The 23,455-nt window shown below is 67.7% G+C and carries 20 protein-coding genes; 16 read left to right on the top strand and 4 right to left on the bottom strand.

The genetic code is table 11. The features are described 5' to 3' along the window. Positions 1-28 precede the first annotated feature (28 nt). From N4261_RS08155 to flgA, 3 genes are all read right to left on the bottom strand, one after another. Complete coding sequence (locus N4261_RS08155; RefSeq protein WP_261759668.1) at positions 29-427, bottom strand: hypothetical protein; 399 nt, start codon at positions 425-427, stop codon at positions 29-31. 60 nt (positions 428-487) lie between these two features. Then, positions 488-799 carry a flagellar biosynthesis anti-sigma factor FlgM gene (gene flgM, locus N4261_RS08150; protein WP_261759667.1) on the bottom strand — a complete coding sequence of 104 codons (312 nt, stop codon included), beginning with the start codon at positions 797-799 and terminating at the stop codon, positions 488-490. Positions 800-965: 166 nt separating this feature from the next. Then, positions 966-1,886 carry a flagellar basal body P-ring formation chaperone FlgA gene (flgA, locus tag N4261_RS08145; RefSeq protein WP_261759666.1) on the bottom strand — a complete coding sequence of 307 codons (921 nt, stop codon included), beginning with the start codon at positions 1,884-1,886 and terminating at the stop codon, positions 966-968. Between the two features lie 178 nt (positions 1,887-2,064). Here flgA and flgB point away from each other — a divergent pair, with 178 nt between their 5' ends. The 14 genes from flgB (at position 2,065) to N4261_RS08075 (ending at position 18,480) form a co-directional block, all read left to right on the top strand. Continuing rightward, positions 2,065-2,457 (top strand): flagellar basal body rod protein FlgB, encoded by a 393-nt coding sequence (flgB, locus tag N4261_RS08140; RefSeq protein WP_261759665.1) that lies wholly within the window; start codon positions 2,065-2,067, stop codon positions 2,455-2,457. A 31-nt stretch (positions 2,458-2,488) separates the two neighbouring features. Further along, the gene (gene flgC, locus N4261_RS08135; RefSeq protein ID WP_261759664.1) at positions 2,489-2,905 is read left to right on the top strand and encodes a flagellar basal body rod protein FlgC; all 417 of its coding nucleotides are present in this window, start codon (positions 2,489-2,491) and stop codon (positions 2,903-2,905) included. A gap of 38 nt (positions 2,906-2,943) precedes the next feature. Beyond that, entirely contained in the window at positions 2,944-3,594 is a 651-nt protein-coding gene (locus N4261_RS08130) for a flagellar hook assembly protein FlgD (RefSeq protein ID WP_261759663.1), read from the top strand. A 55-nt stretch (positions 3,595-3,649) separates the two neighbouring features. Next, positions 3,650-5,053 carry a flagellar hook protein FlgE gene (flgE, locus tag N4261_RS08125; RefSeq protein WP_261759662.1) on the top strand — a complete coding sequence of 468 codons (1,404 nt, stop codon included), beginning with the start codon at positions 3,650-3,652 and terminating at the stop codon, positions 5,051-5,053. A gap of 25 nt (positions 5,054-5,078) precedes the next feature. Next, complete coding sequence (gene flgF, locus N4261_RS08120; protein WP_261759661.1) at positions 5,079-5,807, top strand: flagellar basal-body rod protein FlgF; 729 nt, start codon at positions 5,079-5,081, stop codon at positions 5,805-5,807. A gap of 31 nt (positions 5,808-5,838) precedes the next feature. Continuing rightward, positions 5,839-6,621 (top strand): flagellar basal-body rod protein FlgG, encoded by a 783-nt coding sequence (flgG, locus tag N4261_RS08115; protein ID WP_261759660.1) that lies wholly within the window; start codon positions 5,839-5,841, stop codon positions 6,619-6,621. A gap of 157 nt (positions 6,622-6,778) precedes the next feature. Beyond that, entirely contained in the window at positions 6,779-7,600 is an 822-nt protein-coding gene (locus tag N4261_RS08110) for a flagellar basal body L-ring protein FlgH (RefSeq protein ID WP_261759659.1), read from the top strand. Positions 7,601-7,646: 46 nt separating this feature from the next. Next, positions 7,647-8,801: a flagellar basal body P-ring protein FlgI gene (locus N4261_RS08105; protein WP_261760648.1), complete on the top strand. Its 1,155-nt coding sequence runs from the start codon at positions 7,647-7,649 to the stop codon at positions 8,799-8,801. Between the two features lies 1 nt (position 8,802). Next, positions 8,803-9,684 carry a flagellar assembly peptidoglycan hydrolase FlgJ gene (flgJ, locus tag N4261_RS08100; RefSeq protein WP_261759658.1) on the top strand — a complete coding sequence of 294 codons (882 nt, stop codon included), beginning with the start codon at positions 8,803-8,805 and terminating at the stop codon, positions 9,682-9,684. A 35-nt stretch (positions 9,685-9,719) separates the two neighbouring features. Further along, a complete protein-coding gene (gene flgK / locus N4261_RS08095; RefSeq protein ID WP_261759657.1) occupies positions 9,720-11,699 on the top strand; it encodes a flagellar hook-associated protein FlgK in 1,980 nt (659 codons plus the stop codon). Between the two features lie 36 nt (positions 11,700-11,735). Then, positions 11,736-12,983: a flagellar hook-associated protein FlgL gene (gene flgL, locus N4261_RS08090; RefSeq protein WP_261759656.1), complete on the top strand. Its 1,248-nt coding sequence runs from the start codon at positions 11,736-11,738 to the stop codon at positions 12,981-12,983. Between the two features lie 13 nt (positions 12,984-12,996). Next, the gene (locus N4261_RS08085) at positions 12,997-14,160 is read left to right on the top strand and encodes an EAL and HDOD domain-containing protein (RefSeq protein WP_261759655.1); all 1,164 of its coding nucleotides are present in this window, start codon (positions 12,997-12,999) and stop codon (positions 14,158-14,160) included. An 81-nt stretch (positions 14,161-14,241) separates the two neighbouring features. Next, complete coding sequence (locus tag N4261_RS08080) at positions 14,242-17,562, top strand: PAS domain S-box protein (RefSeq protein WP_261759654.1); 3,321 nt, start codon at positions 14,242-14,244, stop codon at positions 17,560-17,562. A gap of 255 nt (positions 17,563-17,817) precedes the next feature. After that, the gene (locus N4261_RS08075) at positions 17,818-18,480 is read left to right on the top strand and encodes a response regulator (RefSeq protein WP_261759653.1); all 663 of its coding nucleotides are present in this window, start codon (positions 17,818-17,820) and stop codon (positions 18,478-18,480) included. A gap of 412 nt (positions 18,481-18,892) precedes the next feature. On the opposite strand, the gene N4261_RS08070 is transcribed toward N4261_RS08075, so the two are convergent. Continuing rightward, the gene (locus N4261_RS08070; RefSeq protein ID WP_261759652.1) at positions 18,893-20,542 is read right to left on the bottom strand and encodes a sensor histidine kinase; all 1,650 of its coding nucleotides are present in this window, start codon (positions 20,540-20,542) and stop codon (positions 18,893-18,895) included. A gap of 293 nt (positions 20,543-20,835) precedes the next feature. On the opposite strand from N4261_RS08070, the gene N4261_RS08065 reads away from it, so the two are divergent. Both N4261_RS08065 and N4261_RS08060 read left to right on the top strand, forming a co-directional pair. Beyond that, entirely contained in the window at positions 20,836-21,219 is a 384-nt protein-coding gene (locus N4261_RS08065) for an Hpt domain-containing protein (RefSeq protein WP_261759651.1), read from the top strand. A gap of 17 nt (positions 21,220-21,236) precedes the next feature. Then, complete coding sequence (locus N4261_RS08060) at positions 21,237-23,432, top strand: putative bifunctional diguanylate cyclase/phosphodiesterase (RefSeq protein WP_261759650.1); 2,196 nt, start codon at positions 21,237-21,239, stop codon at positions 23,430-23,432. Positions 23,433-23,455 lie beyond the last annotated feature (23 nt).

Raw genomic sequence — 23,455 nt, 5'->3', positions numbered from 1 at the left:
GAGGGCTCGGGCGGTCGCCCGTTGTCGCTCAGGCCTGGATGGATCCACCCAGTGCGGACTTGCGCTCGTTCTTGCCCGAAGCGCCGTACAGGCCGGTCGGCTCGCCGGGCATCAGCACGTCGATGGCGCGGTCCAGCGCCGCCGTGGCGCGCGCCAGCGACTCGCGCTGCGCGGCCACACGGCCACCCGCCTGCATCAACCGGGTGCGCAGCACCGCCGGCACATCACCGGTCCGCGCGGCGGCGGCGAATTGCTCGATCGCCCGCGCCAGCGCCAGATGCAGCGAGGCGGCATGCAACTCGATCGCCTGGCTGTCGCGCCGATGCAGCGCGTCACCCAGCAGGTTCAAGCAGCTTTCCACATCCTGCAGCGGCTGCTCCAGGTCGGCGGGGGGCTGGGAAATCGCATTCAGAGGCGTGACTGACATGACGGCACCAGAACGTTGGAGCTCAGGACAAAAGAGACGGCGACGTGAGGAACGGCGCGGTCAATGCGGCGTCGCACGAGCGACCATCTCGCTCGCGTTGGCGATCAGCTTGTCGGCGATCGCCTCGGAATTGATGGTGAACTGACCCTTGGAGATGGCGTCGGCGATGCGCTGCACCTTCTCGGTGTCAAAGCTGCCGTCATCACCCGCCGCACCCGCAATCAGGCTGCTGGCCGCGCTGGACAGTTCCACCTGCGAGCCGGCCTCCGCCTTCGCGGTCTTGGCGGGCGCACGTCCGGCGTCCGAAGCGCCGGTGCGCTCGTTGCCTACCTTGGTGTAGGCCTGTAGTTCAGGGCTGTTACCGATCTTCATGGCAAGTCTCCGAGGGTCCGGAACAGGGCCGGACCACATCCAATATTCGGTATATCGGCCCGCTGAAGGCGAACTTTAGGGGCTCGGTCTGGAAAATGGCCAGCAAAGTGAGGCGATTTTCCCCGCCTTTTCACGTTTAGGGTGACATCAGGGGCTTTCCCGCGGTTCACAGCGGCACCTCCACCCGACGTTCTCCCACCGTACGGCCGGTGACCATGCGCCCATTGTCGAAGCGCACCCTCACATCCTGTCCTTCGAGACCCACACCGATGGCCTGGCCTTCGCCGGCCACGGCATAGCCCTGTCCGGTGGCCAGCACCTGCACCCGGTCGCCCGGCTGCACCCACTGGCGAAGCTTCAGATCGGACGACCGCAAGGCCTCACCGGCCGCCAAGGGCTTGGCCAGCCGACGTCCCTGCCAGGCGTCCGGCTGGGTGTAGATCGCGCCGGCATCACCGGCAATGTCTATTTCGGCCAAACGCAGATGGTCTGAAGTCAATTCGGTGCCCACCGGCAGATCGGCCACCGAGACATAGGCCTGGCCGTACACCTTGATGGTCAGCGGCAGGCTGACATTCCATTTGGTCGGGCCCGACAGGCAGCGCAGCCCGATCCGGGTGCGGCCCCACATGCGCAGGCCGGGCGGCAGATAGGGCTGGATCTGCTCGCACGGCGCCAGGCGCAGGCGGGGATCGAGCCGCCCCAATTCGACTTCCACCCGGGCCTGGGTCGGCGCCACCTGACGGGCGCCGGCCATGGCGAGCATCTGCAGGCGCTGCTGCAGGGCGTCGTCGACCGCGCCGTGGCCGCCGGCTGCTACCGCGGAGAGGGCGGTCGGGCTGCCTGCGGCGCCCGCGACCGGCGATTGGGCCTGGGCCTGGGCCTGGGTCTGGGTCTGGGTCTGGGCCTGGGCCTGGGCCTGCGTCTGGTACTGGTTCTGGGTCGGGCTCTGCGCCTGAGCGCGCGCCGCTGGGATCCCGCCAACCATGAGCAGCGCAGTCAGCAACACGGCCGCCATCCGACCTGGAACGGCTGGCGCGTGGGTGTGCCCCTGGACGGGCGCGTAGGCGTGCGGGCGTGTCGACATGGACCCAATGTAGGACGCGACCGGACCGCCGATGGCATCGAAATGCGCCGCAAACCCCCGTCTTATCCCGCTCATGTTTTCGGACCGGCCCAACACAATGACCGAACCTGATGAACCGCCGTCAGCCGAGCCGTCCCGACCGGGGCGGCGGCGACACCGGTTCGAGAGGAGCCCCAGCATGATGAATCGACTCACCGACGCGATGGATTTCCAGTCCCAGGCCCTGACCCTGCGGGCGGAGCGTCAGCGCCTGCTGGCCAGCAACATCGCCAATGCGGACACCCCGGGCTATCAGTCCCGCGACATGAACTTCGCCCAGGCCCTGCGCCAGGCCACGTCGGATGTGCAGCCCGCCGGCACCCTGAGCAACCAGACACTGACCCAGCGCACCGCCAACGCGCTGCAAAGCTCGCTCAGCGCGATGACCAGCATGGACAGCAACACGGTGGACATGGACCGGGAGCGCGCCAGCTTCGCCGACAACACCGTCAAGTACGAGGCGTCGCTGCGATTCCTGAACGGCAGCATCCGCACCATGATGGATGCGATGAAGTCGCCCAACGCGGCCTGAGGCCCCGGCCTGACACGAGGAGGACCCGCCCATGTCGATGTTCAACATCTTCCACATCTCCGGCAGCGCCGTCAGCGCCCAGAGCCAGCGGCTGAATGCGGTGGCCAGCAACATGGCCAATGCCGACACCGTCGCCGGTACCGACGGCCAGGCCTACAAGGCCCGCCAGGTGGTGTTCCAGAGCGTGATGGCCCAGAACGGCACCGATCCGACCGATGTCGGCGTGCAGGTGGTCTCCGTCCAGGAAAACCAGCAGCCCGGCCGCCGCATCCACGACCCCAGCCATCAGCTCGCCGACGCCGACGGCTATGTCACCTACAGCAATGTGAATTCGGTGGAGGAGATGGTCAACATGATCTCGGCCTCCCGCTCCTACCAGAACAACCTGGAAGTGATGGGCACCGCCAAGTCGCTGCTGCTCAAGACCCTGCAGATGGGCCAGGGCTGATCCCCGCGCCGCACCCCTAGCGAATCAGGAAGCCCGCCATGGACTACTCGACCCTCAACGTCAATTCCAGCACCAGCAAGACGACCCCCACCGCGGCCCAGAGCAGCGGTGCGGCCGACACGCAGGACCGCTTCCTGAAGCTGCTGGTGGCGCAGATGCAGAACCAGGATCCGATGAATCCGATGGACAACGCCGCGGTCACGACCCAGCTCGCGCAGATCCAGACGGTCACCGGCGTGGGCACGCTCAACAACAGCATCCAGAACCTGGCCGGCCAGTTCACCCAGATGCAGGCGCTGCAGAGCGTCAGCCTGGTGGGCCGCACCGTGACCCTGCCGGGCAACCAGCTCTCGGTGGAGAACGGCAAGGCCAATCTCAGCTTCGACCTCGCCGGCAATGCCGACGCCGTCAAGCTGGAAGTGCTCAACGGCGCCGGCAACGTGATCGCCACCGAAGACCTCGGCAAGCTCAAGGGCGGCAACCAGACCTACACCTGGGACGCCAGCAAGAGCCCCGAAACCACCAACCTGCGCTACCGCATCACCGCCTCGAACGGCGGGGTGGCGGTCGGCGCCACCACCCTGACCCGCGACGTGGTGCGCGCGGTCAACACCAGCGGCAGCACGCTGCAGCTGGAGCTGAAGAACTCGGGCATCGTCGATTACGACCAGGTCCGCTCCCTCGGCTGACCCGCCAGACCCCGCCCCCACCGTCTCACCCGCCTGAACTGCCCAAGGACCCGACATGAGCTTTCAACAAGGCCTCTCCGGACTGAACGCCTCCAGCAAGAGCCTGGAAGTGATCGGACACAACATCGCCAATGCCCAGACCTACGGCGCGAAATCCTCGCGTGCGGAGTTCGCGGACATGTATGCCACCGCGCTCAACGGCGCCGGCACCAACCAGATCGGCATCGGTGTGCAGATCCAGGCGGTGGCCCAGCAGTTCACGCAGGGCAGCATCACCGTCACCGAGAACCCGATGGATCTGGCCATCAACGGCAGCGGCTTCTTCCAGGTCAGCGACGGCAAGAGCCCCACGCTCTACACCCGCAACGGCCAGTTCAAGGTCGACAAGGACGGCTTCATCGTCAACAACGACCAGCTCAAGCTGATGGGTTACCCGGCTGACGCCAACGGCGTGATCCAGCCCGGCCTGGCCCAGGCGCTGAAGCTGCCCACCGGCGGCATCGACCCCAAGCAGACCGGCGACATCACGATGGAGTTCAACCTGGACTCCCGCGCGCCGGCCACCGCCGCGTATGACCTGACCGATCCGGCGGATCCGAACTCGGCCAAGATCGACAAGCTGGGCATCACGCTCAAGGATCCGAAGACCTACAACAACGCCACCTCGATGACGGTGTATGACGCCAAGGGTCAGCCGGTCGCGGTGACGATGTACTACCAACGCGCCAACAACGACGACGCCAACGGCAACACCGTCTGGAACGTCTACGTCACCGCCAACGGCAGCGCGGTGCAGTACGACGCCCAGGGCAATCCGATCGAGACCAGCGACGGCACACCCGGCGGCGACCCGCTGACCCCGTTCACCCAGGTCACCTTCCTGCCCACCGGCGGCAAGCCGGTGTCGCCCGGCCCGAGCGAATTCCTGAACCTGAAGATTCCCGCCGGCGTGAACTCTCAGGGCGCGCCCACGCTGTCCATCCCGCCTCCGCCGGCCGACCTGTCGGACCCGTCGGTCCAGGGCGTGTCGCTGGACATCCGCAACGCCACGGAAAACGGCTCCAACTTCGCGGTCACCGACCTGACCCAGGACGGCTACGCCCCCGGCCAGTTGGTCGGCATCAAGCTGGAGAACAACGGCATCGTCACCGCCAGCTATTCCAACGGCGAGTCCAAGCCAGCCGGCCAGGTGGAACTGGCGAACTTCCGCAATCCGCAAGGACTGCAGCCGCTGGGCGGCAACATGTGGTCGCGCAGCAATGCGTCGGGCTCGCCGGTGGTCGGCGTGCCGGGCGACGGCAACCTGGGCTCGCTCAATCCCGGATCGCTGGAAGAGTCCAATGTGGACCTGACCTCCGAGCTGGTGAACATGGTCACGACGCAGCGCGTCTACCAGGCCAATGCCCAGACCATCAAGACCCAGGACCAGGTGCTCCAGACCCTGGTCAACCTGCGCTGATCGCACACGCTGAGGAGGCCCGGCCATGGACCGCATGATCTATCTGTCGATGAGCGGCGCGCAGGCGGCGATGTCACGTCAGGACGTGCTGGCCAACAACCTGGCCAATGCGTCGACCAACGGCTTCCGGGCCGAGCTGCAGGCCTTCCGCTCGGTGCCGATCCGCGGCGACGGCGCCTCCACCCGCGCCTTCTCGCTGGAGACCACCACCGGGCACGACCTCGCGCCCGGCCCGATGCAGACCACCGACCGCAACCTGGATGTGGCGATGAAGGGCCGCTCCTGGATGGCCGTGCAGGCGCTGGACGGCACCGAGGCCTACACCCGGGCCGGTTCGCTGGATGTCGACCAGGACGGCGTGCTGCGCATGCGCAACGGCCTGCAGGTGCTGGGCGACGGCGGCGCGATCACCGTGCCGCCGAATTCCACGGTCGAGATCGGCGACGACGGCACCGTGGTCGCCAAGAGCGGCAACCAGCGTCCGGTGAACATCGGCCGCATCAAGCTGGTGACCGAGGACGGCCGCTTCACCCGCCGCGACGACGGTCTCTTCACCGCGGCCGGCGGCGACCCGTTGCCCGCCGACCCGGCCGCCCGGCTCAAGTCTGGCGCGCTGGAAGGCTCCAACGTGAGCCCGGTGGAAACCATGGTCAGCATGATCGCCGCCGCCCGACAGTTCGAGCAGCAGATGAAGATGCTGTCGATCGCCCAGACCCACGGACAGGCCGCTTCCAAGCTGCTGTCCGACAACTGACGCCCCGCCCGGCCTCAATCAGGAGTTCCCGATGCTTCGTTCCCTGTGGACCGCCAAGACCGGCATGGAGACCCAGCAGACCCAGCTGGACGTCATCTCCCACAACCTGGCCAACGTCTCGACCAACGGCTACAAGAAGTCGCATGCGGTGTTCGAGGATCTGATGTATCAGACCCTGCGCCAGCCCGGCGCCAACAACACCGAGCAGACCACCCTGCCCACCGGCTTGCAGATCGGCCTGGGCGCGCGGGCGGTGGCGACCTCGCGCAGCCATTCCCAGGGCAGCCTGCAGCAGACCTCCAACTACCTGGACGTGGCGGTGAAGGGCAACGGCTTCTTCCAGATCCAGATGACCGACGGCACCACCGCCTACACCCGCGATGGCAGCTTCCAGCTCGATGCCAACGGTCAGCTGGTCACCAACAACGGCCTGACGGTGCTGCCCGGCATCATCGTGCCGGCGGATGCGAAGTCCCTGACCATCGGCGCCGACGGCACAGTGAGCGTGACCACCGCGGGCAACGCCGCACCCACCACCCTGGGCCAACTGCAACTGGCCAACTTCATCAACCCGCCGGGACTGGAGTCGCTGGGCGGCAACCTGTATGCGGAAAGCGTGGCCTCGGGCACGCCGCAGACCGGCGCGCCCGGCACCAACAGCCTGGGCACGGTGCAGCAGGGCTTCGTGGAAACCTCCAACGTCAATGTGGTGGAGGAGCTGGTGCAGATGATCCAGACCCAGCGCGCCTATGAAATGAACTCCAAGGCCATCCAGACCACCGACCAGATGCTGCAGAAGCTGTCGCAGATCTGAGGTGCCGTCCGGCGCATTCTGCGACTGACCGGCGCCTCTGCTGGCCCGACTGCTTGCGCACCGAACCTCGCTCATCCTCCCATCGACCGGCCCCGCGCGGCGCACCCCCGTGGTGCCGCGGCCGGCGCAAGATCCGCCGCGATTCAAGGAGTCTTCAATGCCATCGCATCGTTCGCTGTTCCGTCTGGTGGCCGGTCGTGCCGCCCTCGATGCCGCAGGTCGCACGCTCCACCCGGACGACACCGCACCCAATGCGGCCTCCCACGCCGCTTCCAACGCGGTCAGCCGCGTCGCCCGCCTTTCCTTGCGCCTGGGCCTGGTGCCCGCAGCCGCCGTGCTGCTGAGCGCCTGCGCGCCGCTCTACCCGCAGCCGCATGTGGACATGCAGCCCGCGCCGGTGGTGAAGATGCCGGAACCGATCCCGGCCTCCGCCAACAACGGCGCCATCTACCAGAACGCCAACTACCGACCCTTGTTCGAGGATCACCGCGCCCGGCTGGTGGGTGACATCGTCACGGTGCAGATCACCGAAAAGGTCAGCGCCACCCAGAAGTCCAGCTCGGAGCTGAACAAGACCGGCGCCGTCGGGGCTTCGGTGACCGCGATTCCGGGCATTGCCGCCAACTCCTTTGCCAACGGGCGCGCTGAATTGACCGGTTCGTCGTCCAACAAGAACACCGGCAAGGGCACCAACGAGAACAGCAACGACTTCTCCGGCACGATCACCGCGGTGGTGACCGGGGTGCTGCCCAACGGGCACCTGCTGATCTCCGGCGAGAAACAGGTCGGCGTGAACCAGAACGTGGACGTGCTGCGCTTCTACGGGCAAGTGGACCCGCAGTCCATCCGCAACGGCAACACCGTGCCGTCGACCTCCATCGCCAATGTGCGGGTGGAACAGCGCGGTCGTGGCGCCACCGCCGATGCCCATGGAATTGGCTGGCTATCCCGCTTCTTCTTGAACCTTTCGCCGATTTAAGTTTCCCCACAATCGGTCACACGAGTCTGCCAACCGTGTGACCGAGATGTACCCCAACACCTATCCCCTCTTCTTCAGCCGCTCCCTCCGCTCTGCCCGCCAACTGGCGGCCGGCCTCCTGAGCCTGATCGCGCTGTTGTCCGTGGCCACCCCGGCCGAGGCGACGCGCATCAAGGAAGTCGCGGCGGTTCAGGGCGTGCGTTCCAACCCGTTGACCGGCTACGGCCTGGTCGTGGGTCTGGACGGCACCGGCGACCAGACCACCCAGGCGCCCTTCACCGGTCAGAGCATGACCGCGATGCTGCAGCAGTTCGGCGTGCTGCTGCCGCCCGGCGTGACCATGCAGCCCCGCAATGTCGCGGCGGTGATGATCACCACCTCCCTGCCCCCGTTCGCCCAGCCCGGCCAGCCGCTGGACATCGTCGTGTCCTCGATGGGCAATGCCAAGAGCCTGCGCGGCGGCACCCTGATCGCCACCCCGCTGCGCGGCGCGGACGGCCAGGTCTACGCCATCGCCCAGGGCAATGTGGTGGTCGGCGGCGCGGGCGCCTCGCAAGGTGGCTCCAAGGTGCAGATCAACCACCTGAGTGCCGGCCGCATTCCCGGCGGCGCCCTGGTCGAGCGCAGCGTCCCCACCCCGCTGCAGCAAAACGAATACCTCCAGCTGGACCTGAACGCCTCGGACTTCGGCACCGCCCGCGCAGTGGCCAAGGCCATCAACAAGGCCAAGGGCGAAGGCACCGCCATTCCGCTGGACGGCCGCGTGGTCAAGGTGCGTGCCCCGCTGGCGCCGGAGGCCCGGGTCGCTTTCCTGGCCGACATGGAGAACCTGAACATCGACCTGGAGACGCCGGCCGCCCGCATCGTCATCAATGCGCGCACCGGCTCGATCGTGATGAACCAGGCGGTCACGCTGCTGCCCTGTGCCGTGGCCCACGGCAACCTGGCGGTGACCATCTCCAGCACGCCGCAGGTCAGCCAGCCCAATGCGCTGTCCGGCGGCCAGACCACCGTCACCGAAAAGACCGACATCTCGATCAAGCAGGAGCCCGGCTCGCTGATCCAGATGCCGGCGGGTACCAAGCTCAATGATGTCGTCAAGGCGCTCAACACTCTGGGCGCCACCCCGCAGGATCTGCTGGCCATTCTTCAGGCCATGAAAAGTGCCGGCGCCTTGAACGCCGAGCTGGAGGTGATCTGACATGGCACTCTCAACGCCCCTGAGCACCGCCCTGGGCACCGGCGGTCTGAGCAGCGATTCGCGCTCCATCGACCAGCTGAAGTCCGTCGCCAACCGCGACCCCAAAGCCGCGGTCAAGGAAACCGCCAAGCAGTTCGAGGCCCTCTTCATGCAGGAGGTGATGAAGAGCATGCGCCAGGCCACGATGAGCTCGGGCATGATGGAAAACTCCGCCACCCAGATGGGCGGCGAGATGCTGGACCAGCAGTACGCCAGCAAGATGACCGGCCTGCCCGGCGGCCTGTCGCAGGCCATCGAGCGCCATCTGCAGCGCCAGCTCGGCGTCAAGGACGGTGAGCTGCCCAGCGCCAAGAGCGCCACCGCCACGCAGCAGATTCCGCAGCTGGCGACCCGGAATGTGCAGCCGCATGTGCAGAGCTTCATCCTGAAGCACGACAGCGCGGCCAAGGCGGCGGAAGCCTCCACCGGCATCCCGGCCAGCTTCATGATCGCCCAGGCCGCACACGAGTCCGGCTGGGGCAAGCGGGAAATCATGAACAAGGACGGCACCAGCAGCAACAACATCTTCGGCATCAAGGCCGGCGCCAACTGGACCGGCAAGGTCGCCGAAGTGCAGACCACCGAATATGTGGACGGCAAGGCGGTCAAGGTCACCGCCAAGTTCCGCGCCTATGCCAACCATGAAGAAGCCTTCAAGGACTATGCCAAGCTGATCAGCGGCAACGACCGCTATCGCGATGTGGTGGCCAAGGCCAACACCGGCAGCGCGGAAGGTTTTGCCAAGGGCCTGCAGAAGGCCGGCTATGCCACCGACCCCGACTACGCCACCAAGCTGGCCCGCACCATCAACACGACCATGCGCGTTCAACGCGCCATGGCGTGAGCGGCACCCGCTGAGAAAGGATCGAGGACGAGATCATGGGAACCTCTGCCCTGCTGTCACTCGGCATGCGCGCGATGTTCGCCAACCAGGCGGCATTGCAGACGGTCGGCCAGAACATCGCCAATGCGAATGTCGCGGGCTACTCGCGTCAGCAGGTGGTGCTGACGACGCCCGAAGGCCAGTTCACCGGCGCCGGCTACTTCGGCAAGGGCGTGAATGTGCAGACCGTCACCCGGTCGCACAACGAGTTCCTCACCCGCGAAGCCGCCGCCGCCAAGTCGCAGGCCTTCATGGACACGTCCATGCAGGCCCAGCTGACCCAACTGGAGAAGGTCTTCCCCACCGGTGAGGACGGCCTGGGCCAGGCGACCAACGATTTCCTGAATGCGATGGTCGACGTGACCAGCCGCCCCTCCGATCCCTCCGCCCGGCAAGTGGTGCTGGGCAAGGCGCAGGAGCTCGCCGCGCGCTTCCAGAATGCCGGCCAGCAACTGGCGGACCTGCAGGCCGGCGTGGTGAGCGACCTCTCGGCTGACGTGAAGACGGTCAATGAACTGGCCAAGCAGATCGCTGCGGCCAACGACCAGATCGCCCGCTCCGCCGGCTCCAACCACACGCCCAACGACCTGCTGGACAAGCGCGATCAGTTGATCTCACAGCTCAGCCAGTATGTGCAGGTCAGCACGGTGGAAAGCAGCCGGGACGGCTCGATCGGCGTGTTCATCGGCGGCGGACAGCGCCTGGTGCTGGGCAGCCAGGCCGAACAGCTGGTGGTCACCGCCGATCCCTACGACGGCGCCCGCGCGCAGTTGTCGGTGACCGAGGCCAACGGCAACCGGGTGCTGGACGACAGCACCCTCACCGGCGGCTCCTTGACCGCCTTGCTGCGCTACCAGAACACCCATCTGCAGGACGCCCGCAACCTGCTGGGCCAGATGGCGACGTCCCTGGCCACCCGCGTCAACGACCAGCAGGCCCTGGGCGTGGATCTGAAGGCCCAGGCCGGCGGCCCGCTGTTCACCCTGGCCCCGCCGACGGTGCTGCCCGCCAGCACCAACAAGGGCGACGCCAAACTCACGGCCACCATCACCAACGGCGCGATGGTGCCGGCACTGTCGTTCGTGATCAGCGCCGATCCCAGCGGCACGCCGGACAGCTACCAGGTCGCGGTGCGCCCCAGCGGCACGCCGACGACGATGAACAAGGACCAGATCGAGAAGGCCTACGGCATCAGCCTCTCGATGACCGGCACGATGCAGCAGGGCGACAGCTTCCTGCTCGAGCCGGTGGCCAATGCCTCGGCCAGCTTCAAGCGGGCGCTGGATGACCCGGCCGGCGTGGCCGCGGCGGCGCCGATCGTCGGCACCGCCAACGTCAACAACAAGGGCACCGCCACCATCGATTCGCTCTATGCGGTCAACAAGAACTTCGACAAGACCAAGCAGCCAGCCACGATCCAGTTCGGTGCGGTGAATCCGGCGGACCAGAGCATCAGCTACACCATCACGCTGGCCGACAACAGCTCCTACACCGGCAGTTGGAAGGCCGGCGGCGTGATCGGCAACGATCCGGCCAACGGCGTGGACCTCGGCTTCGAGCTGCGCCTGAACGGCGCCCCGCGCGAAGGCGACACCCTCTCCACCCAGGTCTCGGATGCGGTGGTCTCGACCAACAACGGCAATGCCAAGGCCTTCCTCGCGCTGCAGACCGACACCTTCGTCGGCAAGCAGTTGCAGGCCGACGGCAAGCTGTCCCGCGGCCAGACCATCACCGAAGCCTATGCCGCGGCCATGGCCGACATCGGCTCGCGGGTGCAGGGCTCGCAGTACCTGGCGCAGGTTTCGACCTCGGTCGCCAGCGATGCCGAAGCCACCCGCGCGGGCCAGGCGGGCGTCAACCTCGACGAGGAAGCCGCCCGGCTGATGCAATACCAGCAGAGCTACCAGGCCGCTGCCAAGGTGCTGCAGACCGCCCAGAACATCTTTGACGAATTGCTGAGCATCGTGCAGCGCTGACGCGCCCCGATGACCTGACGCCAGGAAGGAAGACCCATGCGCCTGTCCACTGCCAACATGTTCGAGGCCAGCATCTCGACCCTGCAACGCCGCCAGGAGGAGATGCAGTCCGCGCAGGAGCGGTTGACCTCCGGCAAGCGCATCCAGCGCGCCAGCGACGACCCCACCGGTGCCGCCCGGGCCGAGCGCGCCCGCACCACCATCGGCCAGGTCGACGCCAGCCAACGAGGGCTGGAGGCCAGCCGCAACAGCATGACGCTGGCTGAAAGCGCCCTGGGCGATGCCAACGAGCTGCTGCAGCAGATCCGTGAATCGCTGGTCGCCGCCGGCAACGCCAGCTACAGCGATCCCGAGCGCAAGGGCCTGGCGACCAAGATCCAGGGCCTGCGCGATCAACTGCTGGCCATCGCCAACCGGGGCGACGGCGCCGGCGGCTTCCTCTTCTCCGGTCAAGGCGCGGCCGGCACGCCGTTCCTGGACAACCCGGTCCAGCGCGACGCAGCCGGCAACCGCATCGGCGGCGGGGTCGGCTTTGACGGCATCTCCGGCTCGGTCAGCACCGGCAACATGGAGAACTATCCGCTCAGCGTGGATGGTCGGCTGGCCTGGGAACAGGCGCGCAGCGGCAACGGCACCTTCGAAACCGGCGCCGCGCCCAATGTGCTGACCGGCGCCGCCGCGGCGGGCTGGATCGACAGCGGCCGGGTCACCGACCCCACCGCGGTGACTGGCGACAGCTATGCCATCGTCATCAGCGGCACCGCGCCCGCCCAGACCTACACGGTGTTCAACGAAAGCCAGGGCCATGTGCCGGTCGCCAGCGACAACTACAGCGCCGGCAACGCGATCAAGTTCGATGGCATGTCGATGACCGTCGGCGGCAGCCCGGTGGACGGAGATTCCTTCTCGGTCAAGCCCTCGACCGCCGACCTGAAGCTCTTCGACGTGCTGGACCGCACCATTGAATCGCTCAAGATCGAGGGCCGCACCGGCAGCCAGATCACCCAGTCCAACCTGGTCAATCTCCGGGATCTCGACGCGGTCACTGGCAACCTGGCCAATGTCCGCAGCCAGGTCGGCGAGCAGATGAACAACCTCGACGGCTCGGAAAACCGCCTCTCGTCATTGAAGGTATACAACCAGGCTGAGCAATCTGCCGCAGAGGACCTCGACATGACCCAGGGCATTTCCGACTTCCAGAACCAGCAGACGGGCTACGATGCGGCGCTGAAGACCTACGCCATGGTGCAGCGCATGTCGCTGTTCCAGTACATCAACTCTTGACGCCGCCACCCGCATGAATTCGACTCACGCCGTGCTGGGCCAACTGGCCCTCGGATACGCGCCCCTGGTTTCCAAGCAACTCGACATCGAAGCCACCCGCGTCACCGTGTTCGCCTTGCGCCCGGAAGTGTCGCCCGCCGCCGCCGAGCTGGTGGCGGCGCTGTCCGAGGCCTTCCCCGACAAGCCGGTGCTGCTGAACATCGCCCATGAGGGCCTGCTGAAGGGTCTGCTGGCGACGGCGCTGCCCAAGAACATGCGACTGGAGATTCCGGCCTTCCTGCTGAGCGACGCCGACCTGGCCGCGCAGGTCCAGGCCCGTGCGGCGGAGGGCGCCACCTCGATCCTCAAGGGCCGATCGGATGCGGCCGGCTTCAAGCAGATCATCCTGGACCTGTCCGACCTGGCGAGCGGTCCTGCACCGGCGGGCAAGTCAGTGCTGGTGTCCGGCGCCCGCAGCGCCGACGACTTCAAGCAGGCCTGGGACAAGGGCGCGGCCGGCGTGCTGGGCTGGCCGATGCATGGCGAGTTCGAAGCCCCCGCCACGCCCCCGACCGGCAAGGACACCCAAGCGGCCGACCTGCAGGTGATCGTGGAACTGATGTCCCGCGTGGACCAGGGCGAGGATGTGGAGCGGCTGGAGCAGACGCTCAAGCGCGATCCCAGCCTGGCCTTCAAGCTGCTGCGCTACATGAATTCGGCGGCCTTCGGCCTGTCGGTGGAGGTGTCGTCCTTCCGTCACGCGATCATGCTGCTGGGTTATGCGCGTCTGCGCCGCTGGCTGGCGCTGCTGCTGGCCACCGCGAGCAAGGACCATGCGATGCGCCCGGTCATGTTCGCCGCGCTGCGTCGTGGCCTGCTGATGGAAGAGCTGGCCAAGGGCATGGCGGAAGCCGAGCTGCGGGATGAAATGTTCATCTGCGGTCTGTTCTCGCTGCTGGATCACATGCTGCGCCAGCCGTTCAGCAAGCTGCTGCAGTCGATCCCCGTGCCAGAGCGGGTGCGCCAGGCGCTGGTGGACAAGACCGGCCCGTACCATGGCTATCTGGAGCTGGTGCAGGCGATCGAGAACGAATCGGTCTTCGACGTGCGCACCACGGTGGACAACCTGATGCTGGGCACCGGAGAAGTCAACTCCGCCGTGCTGCGCGCACTGCACAAAGCCGCGCAACTCGAATGAGCACGCGGGCCCGGCGCGGTCGCTGACCCCATGCGCGCCCCCGCGCCGCCCCACCTTCCACGCCCGCCCTACACTGCGGGCGTGTCGCCCCAGCTTCCCCTCTCCTCCCCCGACCTCGACGCGCTGCGTGCCCTGCTGAGCGCACGCGCGCTGGAGCTTCCCGCCCTGTTGGCGGGTCTCTGGGACGGCCCCTGGCCCGCCTTCGTGCTGGATGGCAAGGGCCAGGTCTTGCTGACCAACGGCCGCCTGCAGGAGCTGATGGGGACCATCTCCCTGCGTGGCCGCCGGCTGCTGCCCAGCGGCCGCGCGCAGGAATTGCGGCTGGTGGACGACCAGGCCCGCGAGCACTTGTTGCAGGCCTGGGTCCATCCGCTCGATGGCGGCGGCCTTGGCCTGGCGCTGTTGCAGGACCACAGTCCCGAGCTCGCCGCCCGGGAGCGCGCCGATCGCATGCAGACCGAGATCGACCAGTGGCTGGACCTGTGTCCGCTGCCGACCTTGATGCATGACGAACAGGGTCTGCTCCTGCGCTTCAACAGCGCCTTCGCCGCCCTGTGCCGGCGACTCATCCCACAGCCACCGGTCAGCCTGGATGAACTGCCGCCCGACTGGCGGGCGCTCCTCACCGGGGAGCCGCCCACCACCGACGCCGAACGCCTGAACGATGCGCTGGTGGCGGAGCCGTCCGGGCGCCAGCGCTGGATGCGCGCGCGCATCCGCCGCATGGCCGGCCCCTGGCCCCGGGCGCGGCTGATGGTGATGCTGGAAGATCGCTCGGACGAGCAAGATTTGGAACTGGCCCAGCTGCAATTGCAGACGCTGATGGACACCGCCGGCGTTGGCCTGGCGACCTTGCAGGCGGATGGCGGCTGGTCGAGACCGGGCGTCGGTGTGCCGGTGCCGCCCCCGGCGCCGGCGCCGGGAATCGCATCGGGTTCCGGATCGGGTTCAGGTTCAGGTTCAGGTTCAGGTTCAGGCTCGGGCTCGGGGACGTGGTCGGTCGCCCTGCAAGGCGTCAACCGCGAGATGGTCGATCCGGACTCTCGGCCCGAATACGAAAAGCTGCAGCTCGCGCTCAAGCAAGGCACGCCCACGGTGGCCCGCTACGCCGTGCGCCATCCGGAGGCCGGCCTGCGCTGGCTGATGACCCGGGTCGAGCCGGGGCAGTTGTCCTCCGGCCAGCGCACCACCTCGGTGCTGACGCTGGATGTCACCGACAACCAGCAGTCCCAGGCGCGCTACGAGCTGCTGCTGCGCGAACTGGGCACGATGCTCGATGGCGCCGGGCTCGGCCTGGCCTACTTCCGCAAGCAGCGTCTGCTGCGCAGCAATGGCGCGTTGGGGCGGATGCTGGGACTGGACGGCGAACCGGAGCCCGGCACGCCCTTCGAGGCCCTGTTCCAGGCGCTGCCGCTGTTGCATGGCGAGGTGGTCGCCGCGCTGCCGGGTCTGGGCGACGACGGGCTCGATTTCGAGTTCCAGTGGCCGCGCGCCGCGGATGGCGAGATCCGCTGGCATGCGCTGTCGCTGCGACGCGTCGTGCCGCCCGAGGCCCCGGAGGAACAGGCGCTGGTGGCCGTGGTGAGCGACATCACCCGGTTGAAGGTGCAGCAGGCGCAGCTCGAAGCCCTGGCGCAGGACCGGGAGCTGATGTTCAGCCTGTCCGATGTGGGCATCGCCATCATTCGCCAGGACCGGCTGGTCCGCGCGAACGAGGCCCTGGCCCATCTGCTGGGCTATCGGCCCGAGGACATGGCGGCCCTGCCGCATGCGGAGCTGTTCGGCTCGGTGGGTGAGTTCGAACATGAACGGCGCGTCGTCACCCGTGCGTTGTCCAACGCCGGACTCTGGCGCGGCGAGCGCCGCGTGCGCCGCCGCGACGGCTCGACCTTGTGGGTGCAGATCAGCAAGCGCCATGTGCGGCCCGAGGATCCGGACGCCGGCATGATCGCCACCTACCTCAGCGTGGACGACCGTCACCGCGCGCAGCAGTCGCTGCTGCTGCAGACCGAACGGGAGCGTGCGGTGCTGGACTCGGTGCTGGTGGGCATCGTCACCGTCGGCCGACACGGCATCGAATGGATGAACCGATCGGCCCGTCGCATGTTCGGCGGCGACTTGGCCGAGTTCGCGGGCGAGCCGATCAGCATCGTCGCCACCGCGGCACCGGACCATCCCTTCCGTCAGACCCATTACCTGGACGACCTGACCGAGGGCCAAGCCGAGACCTTCGAATGCCGATTGGTCGCCCGCGACGGGCGCGAGTTCTGGGTGGTCGGCAATGCGGTGGTCACCGGAAGCGGACCGGAAGGCGGCCGACAGCTCACCTATGCGCTGCTCGACATCGAGCGCCGCCGACAGGCCGAGGCCCAGACGCAGCAGGCGCAGGCCTCGCTGCGGCGGATCATCGAAGCCGCGCCGATCGCCATCAGCCTGCACGACGCCGACACGCTGCAGGTCGAGCAGATCAACCAGGCCGCCGCCGAACTGGCGGGCCGGCCGGAGGAAGAACTGCTGGGCGCCAGCCTGGACACGCTGTTCGGCGCCGAGCAGGCCGCCACCATCCGCGCGGACATGGAATTCGCACTGCAAAGCAGCGAGGTGATGCAGCGTGAATACCAGTTGCAGGTCGGCGGGAAGGCGCGCATCTGGGATGCACGGCTGCTGCATCTGTCCGGCGTCGACGCCAGCGGCGAGGTCGAGCCCGAGCAGCTGTTGCTGGTCGCCAGCGACGTCACCCAGCAGCGGGCGCAGGAAGCCGCCCGGCTGGAAGCCGCCATCGCCCAGCGCGAGCTGCTGGTCAAAGAGGTGCATCACCGGATCAAGAACAACCTGCAAGGCGTGGCCGGCTTGCTGCAGCAGATCGCCGCGCGGCGACCGGAGGTGCGGACGGTCATCAATGAAGCGGTCGGCCAGGTGCAGGCGATCGCGCAGGTCTATGGTCTGCAGGTCGGCGCGTCCGGGCCGCTGCGGCTGCGACCGGTGATCGAAGCGGTGCTGGGCTCGGTGCAGCGGATGTTCGGGCGAGAGATCGAGGTCACGCTGAGTGGCTCGCTCGCCGAGCAGTCCATGCGCTGGGGCCTGCCGGAGGCGGAGGCGATTCCCATCGCCCTCACCCTCAACGAGCTGTTCACCAATGCCCTCAAGCATGGCGCCGAGGCTCCGGTCCAGTGCGAGCTGGTGTTCGAGCCGGAGCAGGTGGTGCTGCGCATCCTCAACCAAGGTCAACTGCCCGAGGGCTTCGATCTGGCGCAGATCCGCGGTGGTGTTTCCGGCCTGGGCCTGGTGCGCGCGCTGCTGCCCCGGCGCAGCGCGCTGCTGGGCCTGACGCAGCAGGCGGATCAGGTGCTGTGTGAACTGAGCCTGTGGCCGCCCGGGGTGAGTCTGGGCGCACCGGTCTGAGCGGCCAGTGCCCGGCGGCTGGTGCCCGGTGCCCGGTGCCCGGTGGCTGGTGGCTGGTGGCTGGTGGCTGGTGGCTGGTGGCTGGTGGCTGGTGGCTGGGGATGCTGGGCCCGGGACGGCCGCACGGCCCTGCACATCCAGCCCCAGCCGCAATCTGACCGACATGTGACCACCCGCAACCTGGGCGTCGGCAAAACCGCCAATTCAGTCACAATCGCCGGTCACCAATCGGGGTTCGGGAACAGCGTGGACAGCGTGAGCAGCAGCCGACACAGGACCGGGGAAACGCAGGACGGCGTCAAGGGCCGCATCCTGGTCGTGGACGACGACCGCCTGGTGCTGGCCACCCTGACCCACGGCCTGGCCCAGGCCGGCTATGAAGTGCTGGATGCCGACAACGGCGATGACGCCATCCTGATCGCCCGCCAGCATCGTCCCGACCTGGCGCTGCTCGACATCCGGATGGAAGGCCTGACCGGCTTCGACGTGGCCGGCTACCTGCGCGACTACCTGCAGTTGCCCTTCATGTTCCTCTCCGCCTTTGCGGATGAAGCCACCGTGGCGAAGGTGCGGGAACTGGGCGCGCTGGCCTATCTGGTCAAGCCGCTGGACATTCACCAGATCGTGCCCGCCGTGGAGGCCGCCTTCGCCAACCGGCCGGTGCGGGGCGATGCGCTGGCACCGGCCGCGGCGGCGGCACCGGTGGCGACGGCCGCCGACACGGCACCGACCCTGGACATGCTCGAAGCCATGGCCGTCGGGATCCTGATGCATCGTTATTCCTTGACCCGCGCGCAGGCGGTGTCGCGGCTGGAACGCATGGCCGCCGAGCAGAAGATCAGTCTCTCGGAGCAGGCCCGACGCCTGGTCGAGGCCCTGGAGCAACTGTCGGTGGGTGGCTCCCCCCCTACGCGCTGACGCGCGCCCCCTCAGGGGGCAAGCCGGACGAGTCGGCAAAGCCGACCCGTCGGCTTCGCTGGATATGTCGGCCCCGGCGGCCTCCTTGATCAACGTTTCGACGATCGAATGCTGCCCCTTCAGGAGGCAAGCCGGACGAGTCGGCAAAGCCGACCCGTCGGCTTCGCTGGACATGTCGGCCCCGGCGGGCCTCCTTGATCAACGCTTGGCCCGCCCGGCGTCATGCCACGAGTCTGCGAAGCCGATCCTGATGGGCAGCGTTGGTCTGGGCTTCGGGTGATCGGCGTCCTTTACAGGGACGCCTGACGATTCGGCCATCGATCAAGCGATCCCTCGGCTTCGCTGGACTGACCGGTGCTGCCGCCACCAAGCAGAAATCACTTCCCGGCCATGGCGCGCAGTCACTGCGGGTTCAGGGCAGCTTGAAGTAGAACCTCGCGCCCTGCCCGACTTCCGATTCGGCCCACATGTCGCCGCCGTGGCGGCGCACGATGCGCCGCGCCGAGGCCAGGCCTACGCCGGTGCCCTGGAAGTCGCTCGCACTGTGCAGGCGCTGGAACACGCCGAAGAGCCGGTCCGCAAACCGCATGTCGAAACCGGCACCGTTGTCGCTGACGACAAACACCCGCTCCCCCTCCAAGGTCATCGACTCCAGCCGGATCACCGCCTGGTCGCGCTTGCCGCTGTACTTCCAGGCATTGCCCAGCAGGTTCTCCAGCACCAGCCGCAGCAAGGTCGGATCACCCTGGACCCGCAAACCCGGTTGGACATGCGCCTCCACCTCCCGGTGCGGCGCCTGCCGACGCAATTCATCCATGACTTGCGACCCCAGCAGCGAGAGATCGACCGTCTCGTGCCGCAGCGCCTGCGACGACAGCTGCGACAAAGCCAGCAAGGCATCGATCATGCTGTGCATGCGCGCCGAGGCGCCCAGCACCCGCTCCAGGTGGTCATTGCCCGCGCGGTCCAGCAGCCGGCCGTAATCCTCCTTGAGGATCCGCGTGAAGCCCTCCACCACCCGCAGCGGCGCCCGCAGGTCATGCGAGACGGTGTAGCTGAACGAGGCCTGGTCCGCCCTCGCCTGCTCTGCCGCCTGCAGCGCCAACGCGGCCGGCACGGTGTCCACCGCGCCTTGCGGCCACAGACTGAGCAAGCCCTGCCCGCCGCGCGGCATCGGCGTCAGGCACAGCCACCAGGCGCCACAGGCACAGCCGGACTGGAAGTCGGGCTGCGCCAGCGCCTGCCGGAGCTCCTCGGGCAGACGCTCCTCGCACGCCCGCCAGAGCTGGCCGCGGGACTGGCCGGCGCCGCCCATGATGTGCGCTGCCGCATCGTTGAAATCGATGAGCCGGGTCTGCGCGCAGGGCTGCACCTCGCTCAGCAACCAGGCCGGGCCCGGCAGGGCCTGCAGCCAGTCGGTCGCCGGCTGAGCCTCGGCCAACGGCGCCGCGACGACCGCGGCGGCCGACGTGCCCGCGCCCGCCGCACTGCCTTGGCCGATCTGCCCCGCCTCCTCGGCCGGGTGTGCAGCTCCCTCCAGCAGGCGGGCCGACCCCAGGTAGCCGTTGAACCGCCCCTCCTCGTCCATGACCGCCTGCGCCCGCAGCGTCCACGTCCGGCCCTGCGGATCCTTGAGCAGCAAGCCGCTGAAGGACTGCTGCGCGTGCAGACGGGCCACCGGGTCCTGGCTGGCGTCCAGCGGTTCGAATCGGTCCCACAGCATCTGGGTGATGGCGCCATTCATCGGCGTGCCGGCCCAACTCGAGGACGGCGCCCCCTGCGGCGCCTGCCAGCGCACCAGATGATGGCCGGCATCGGTCTGCCAGAGCCAGTCCGGCAGCAGCAGGGTCAGGTGCTGGGCGTGCTGCCGCGACTCGCGCAGCAGCCCGCCGAACTGCACCCGCGCCAGGCGGACCGCCAGGTGCCAGGCCACTGCCGCCACGAACAACATCAGCACCGCGCCCGCGACCAGCGCGGTCAGCACCAGCCCGGGGCCGGCGGGCTCCAGGTTCAATGCCAGCAGCAAGACCAGCGCAAGCGATGCCAGGCCCAAGGCCAGCATGGCTCCCCACGGTCGACGCCGGACGGCGGTCCCCCCCAACCTATTCATGCGGCTGATTGTATGTAGGCTGTCCCACCCCAACGGGGGATGGGCGCCCACCAGATCCAGCGACACTGCCTGGCGCCGTCCCGCAAAACCAAGGGCTAACCCCGACCTGTGGCCTCAACAACACCGGAAATGACGCCTTTTTTGCGCGCTTGCGGGCTTGCGCTGAAGGACAATGGTTCAAAACCTGCGTGTCATTGCCCACGCAGACCCCTCACTGCACGATGTCATTCGATCACGCTCTGACCATGCCGTCCCGACTCGCGCCGACGCCCACCGTCCTGGATGAGCAGGCCCTTGCCCGTCTGCGCGAGCTGGACCCGGGCGGTGCGAACCATCTGGTGCAACGTGTGGTGGATGCCTTCCTGAAGTCCCTGGATCAGCACGCTCCGGTGCTGGCCCAGGGCTGCAACGACCTGACCGACCTCGGCGCGCTGCGCCATGTGGCCCACACCCTGAAATCCGCCGCGGCCAGCCTGGGGGCCACCACCCTCTCGCAACGCTGTGCCGAGATCGAGGCCCAGGCCCGGGACGGTCGACGCGACGGCCTGCCAGCCTTGCTGGACGCCGTGCTCGCCGACATCGAGGGCGTTCGCATCGCGATGCGCCCCTTGCTCCAACCGACCCGCTGAGTCCAAAGAGTCACCACGTGAAGGAAGGCGAACTGAACGAACGACCCCGCGTCCTGCTTGTGGACGATGACCAGGTCAACGTGATCCTGATCGAGGCCGCGCTGCGCGAGCACGGCTTCGATGTGACCTCGACCCACAGCGGCGAACAGGCGCTGGAGATGGTCACGCAATGGACGCCGGAGCTGATCGTCATGGACGCGCTGATGCCCGGCCTGGACGGGTTCGAGACCTGCGAGCGCCTGCGCGGCCTGGCCGGCTTCGAGAACGCCCCGATCCTGATGCTGACCGGTCTGGACGACGAGGCCTCGATCAACCGCGCCTACCAGGCCGGCGCCACCGACTTCTTCGTCAAATCCACCCAGTGGCGCCTGCTGGCCGGGCGGCTGCGTTACCTGCTGCGCAGCTCGCGCACCCGCATCGAGCTCGAACGCAGCAAGGCCAAGCTGGCCCGCGCGCAAGACCTGGCCCGCATGGGCAGCTTCGAATGGCAATCCGGCCAGGGCTTCAAGCTGGCCAACGAGGCCCTGCGGGTGTTTGGCCGCAGCACCACCGATCCGCTCGACTTCATCGGCGTGATGCGCATGGTCCCGCGCGAGGAGCGGCTGCTGTTCATGCGGCTGCTGCGCGACGTGGTCGCCCACAACTCGGTGCTGGTGACCGACCTGCCCTTCACCCTGCTCGACGGCCGCCAACGGGTCATTCACATCGAGGCCGAGCCCGAATTCAACGAGCACGGCAACGCCTGCGGCTACACCGGCGTGATCCAGGATGTGACCGACCGCCGCATGGCGGAAGACCGCATCCGCCAGCTCGCCAACTTCGATGCGCTCACCGGCCTGCCCAATCGGCGCCAGCTGATCTGGCGCGCCGAACGCGCGATCGAGGCCGGTCGCCGCATGGGCCATGAAGTGGGCCTGCTGCTGATCGACCTGGACCGCTTCAAGGTCATCAACGACACCCTGGGCCATGCGGCCGGCGATGAGCTGCTGATGGAAGTCGGCCGCCGGCTGCGCTCTTGCGTGCGCCATTCCGACCAGGTGATGGAAGGCATGCTGGAGTCGGTCGGCACCCGATCGCACCGCACGCTGGAGGCGGTCGGCCGGCTCGGCGGCGACGAGTTCGTGGCGCTGCTGCCCGAGGTCGGCGACGAAAGCGATGCCGAGCGCGTGGCCGACCGGGTGCTGGAAGCCCTGCGCGAACCGATCTTCATTGCCGGGCAGGAGTGCTTTGTCACCGCCAGCGTCGGCATCTCGCTCTATCCGCGCGACGGCCTCACCATGGCCGACCTGTTGCGCAATGCCGACGTCGCCATGTATGCGGTGAAGAACCAGGGCCGCAATGCCTCGGCGCTCTACACCCCGATGCTGGCTGGACGGGGCCGTGAAAAGCTGGAGCTGGAATCGGCGCTGCACAAGGCCATCGAGCGCGACGAGCTGGTGCTGCACTACCAGCCCAAGATCGATGTGCGCACCGCCAAGATGGTGGGCGCCGAAGCGCTGATGCGCTGGCGGCGGGGCAACACCCTGGTGCCGCCGGGTGACTTCATCCCGTTGGCAGAGGAAACCGGCCTGATCGTGCCGCTGTCCGAATGGGCGCTGCGCGAGGCGGCCCGCCAGGCCAAGGTCTGGCAACTGAATTTCGGCTTCTCCGAGTCGATCGCGGTGAACCTGCCGAACCGGCTGTTCGAGCGGTCCGACCTGGTCGAGCACATCCATCAATTCGTCAGCCAGTGGGGCGTGCCGCACCGGGCGATCCAGCTGGAGATCACCGAGACCGGGCTGATGAAGGACCTGCAGGCGGTGATTCCGGCCTTGCATCGGCTCAACGAAGTCGGGGTGGAAATCTCCATCGACGATTTCGGCACCGGTTATTCGTCGCTGGCCTATCTGACAACGCTGCCCATCTCCGAAGTGAAGATCGACCGCAGTTTTGTGCGGGATCTGGGCATTACGCCGCAGAGTTCCGCCGTGGTCACTGCCATCATTGCGTTGGCGCGATCGCTGGGTCTGCAGGTGATCGCGGAAGGGGTGGAGACCTTGCGCCAGATGGAAGTGTTGCGTCGGCTGGACTGCAGCCTGATGCAGGGCTTCCTCTTCAGCAAGCCCTTGCCGCCCGATGACCTGGAACGCTGGCTGGCTCAGACCGTGCTGCCGCGCAAAGCACCGTGGATCCTGCCGGCCTCCGATGCCGGCGACGACCCCTCCCAACGCTGATCAACGCTGATTCCGAGCCTGAC

Origin of the sequence: Roseateles amylovorans (assembly GCF_025398155.2) — a bacterium.
Classification (GTDB): Bacteria; Pseudomonadota; Gammaproteobacteria; order Burkholderiales; family Burkholderiaceae_C; genus Roseateles; species Roseateles amylovorans.
Note: the sequence above shows the minus strand (reverse complement) of the source record. Positions and strands in the feature narration are given on the sequence as shown.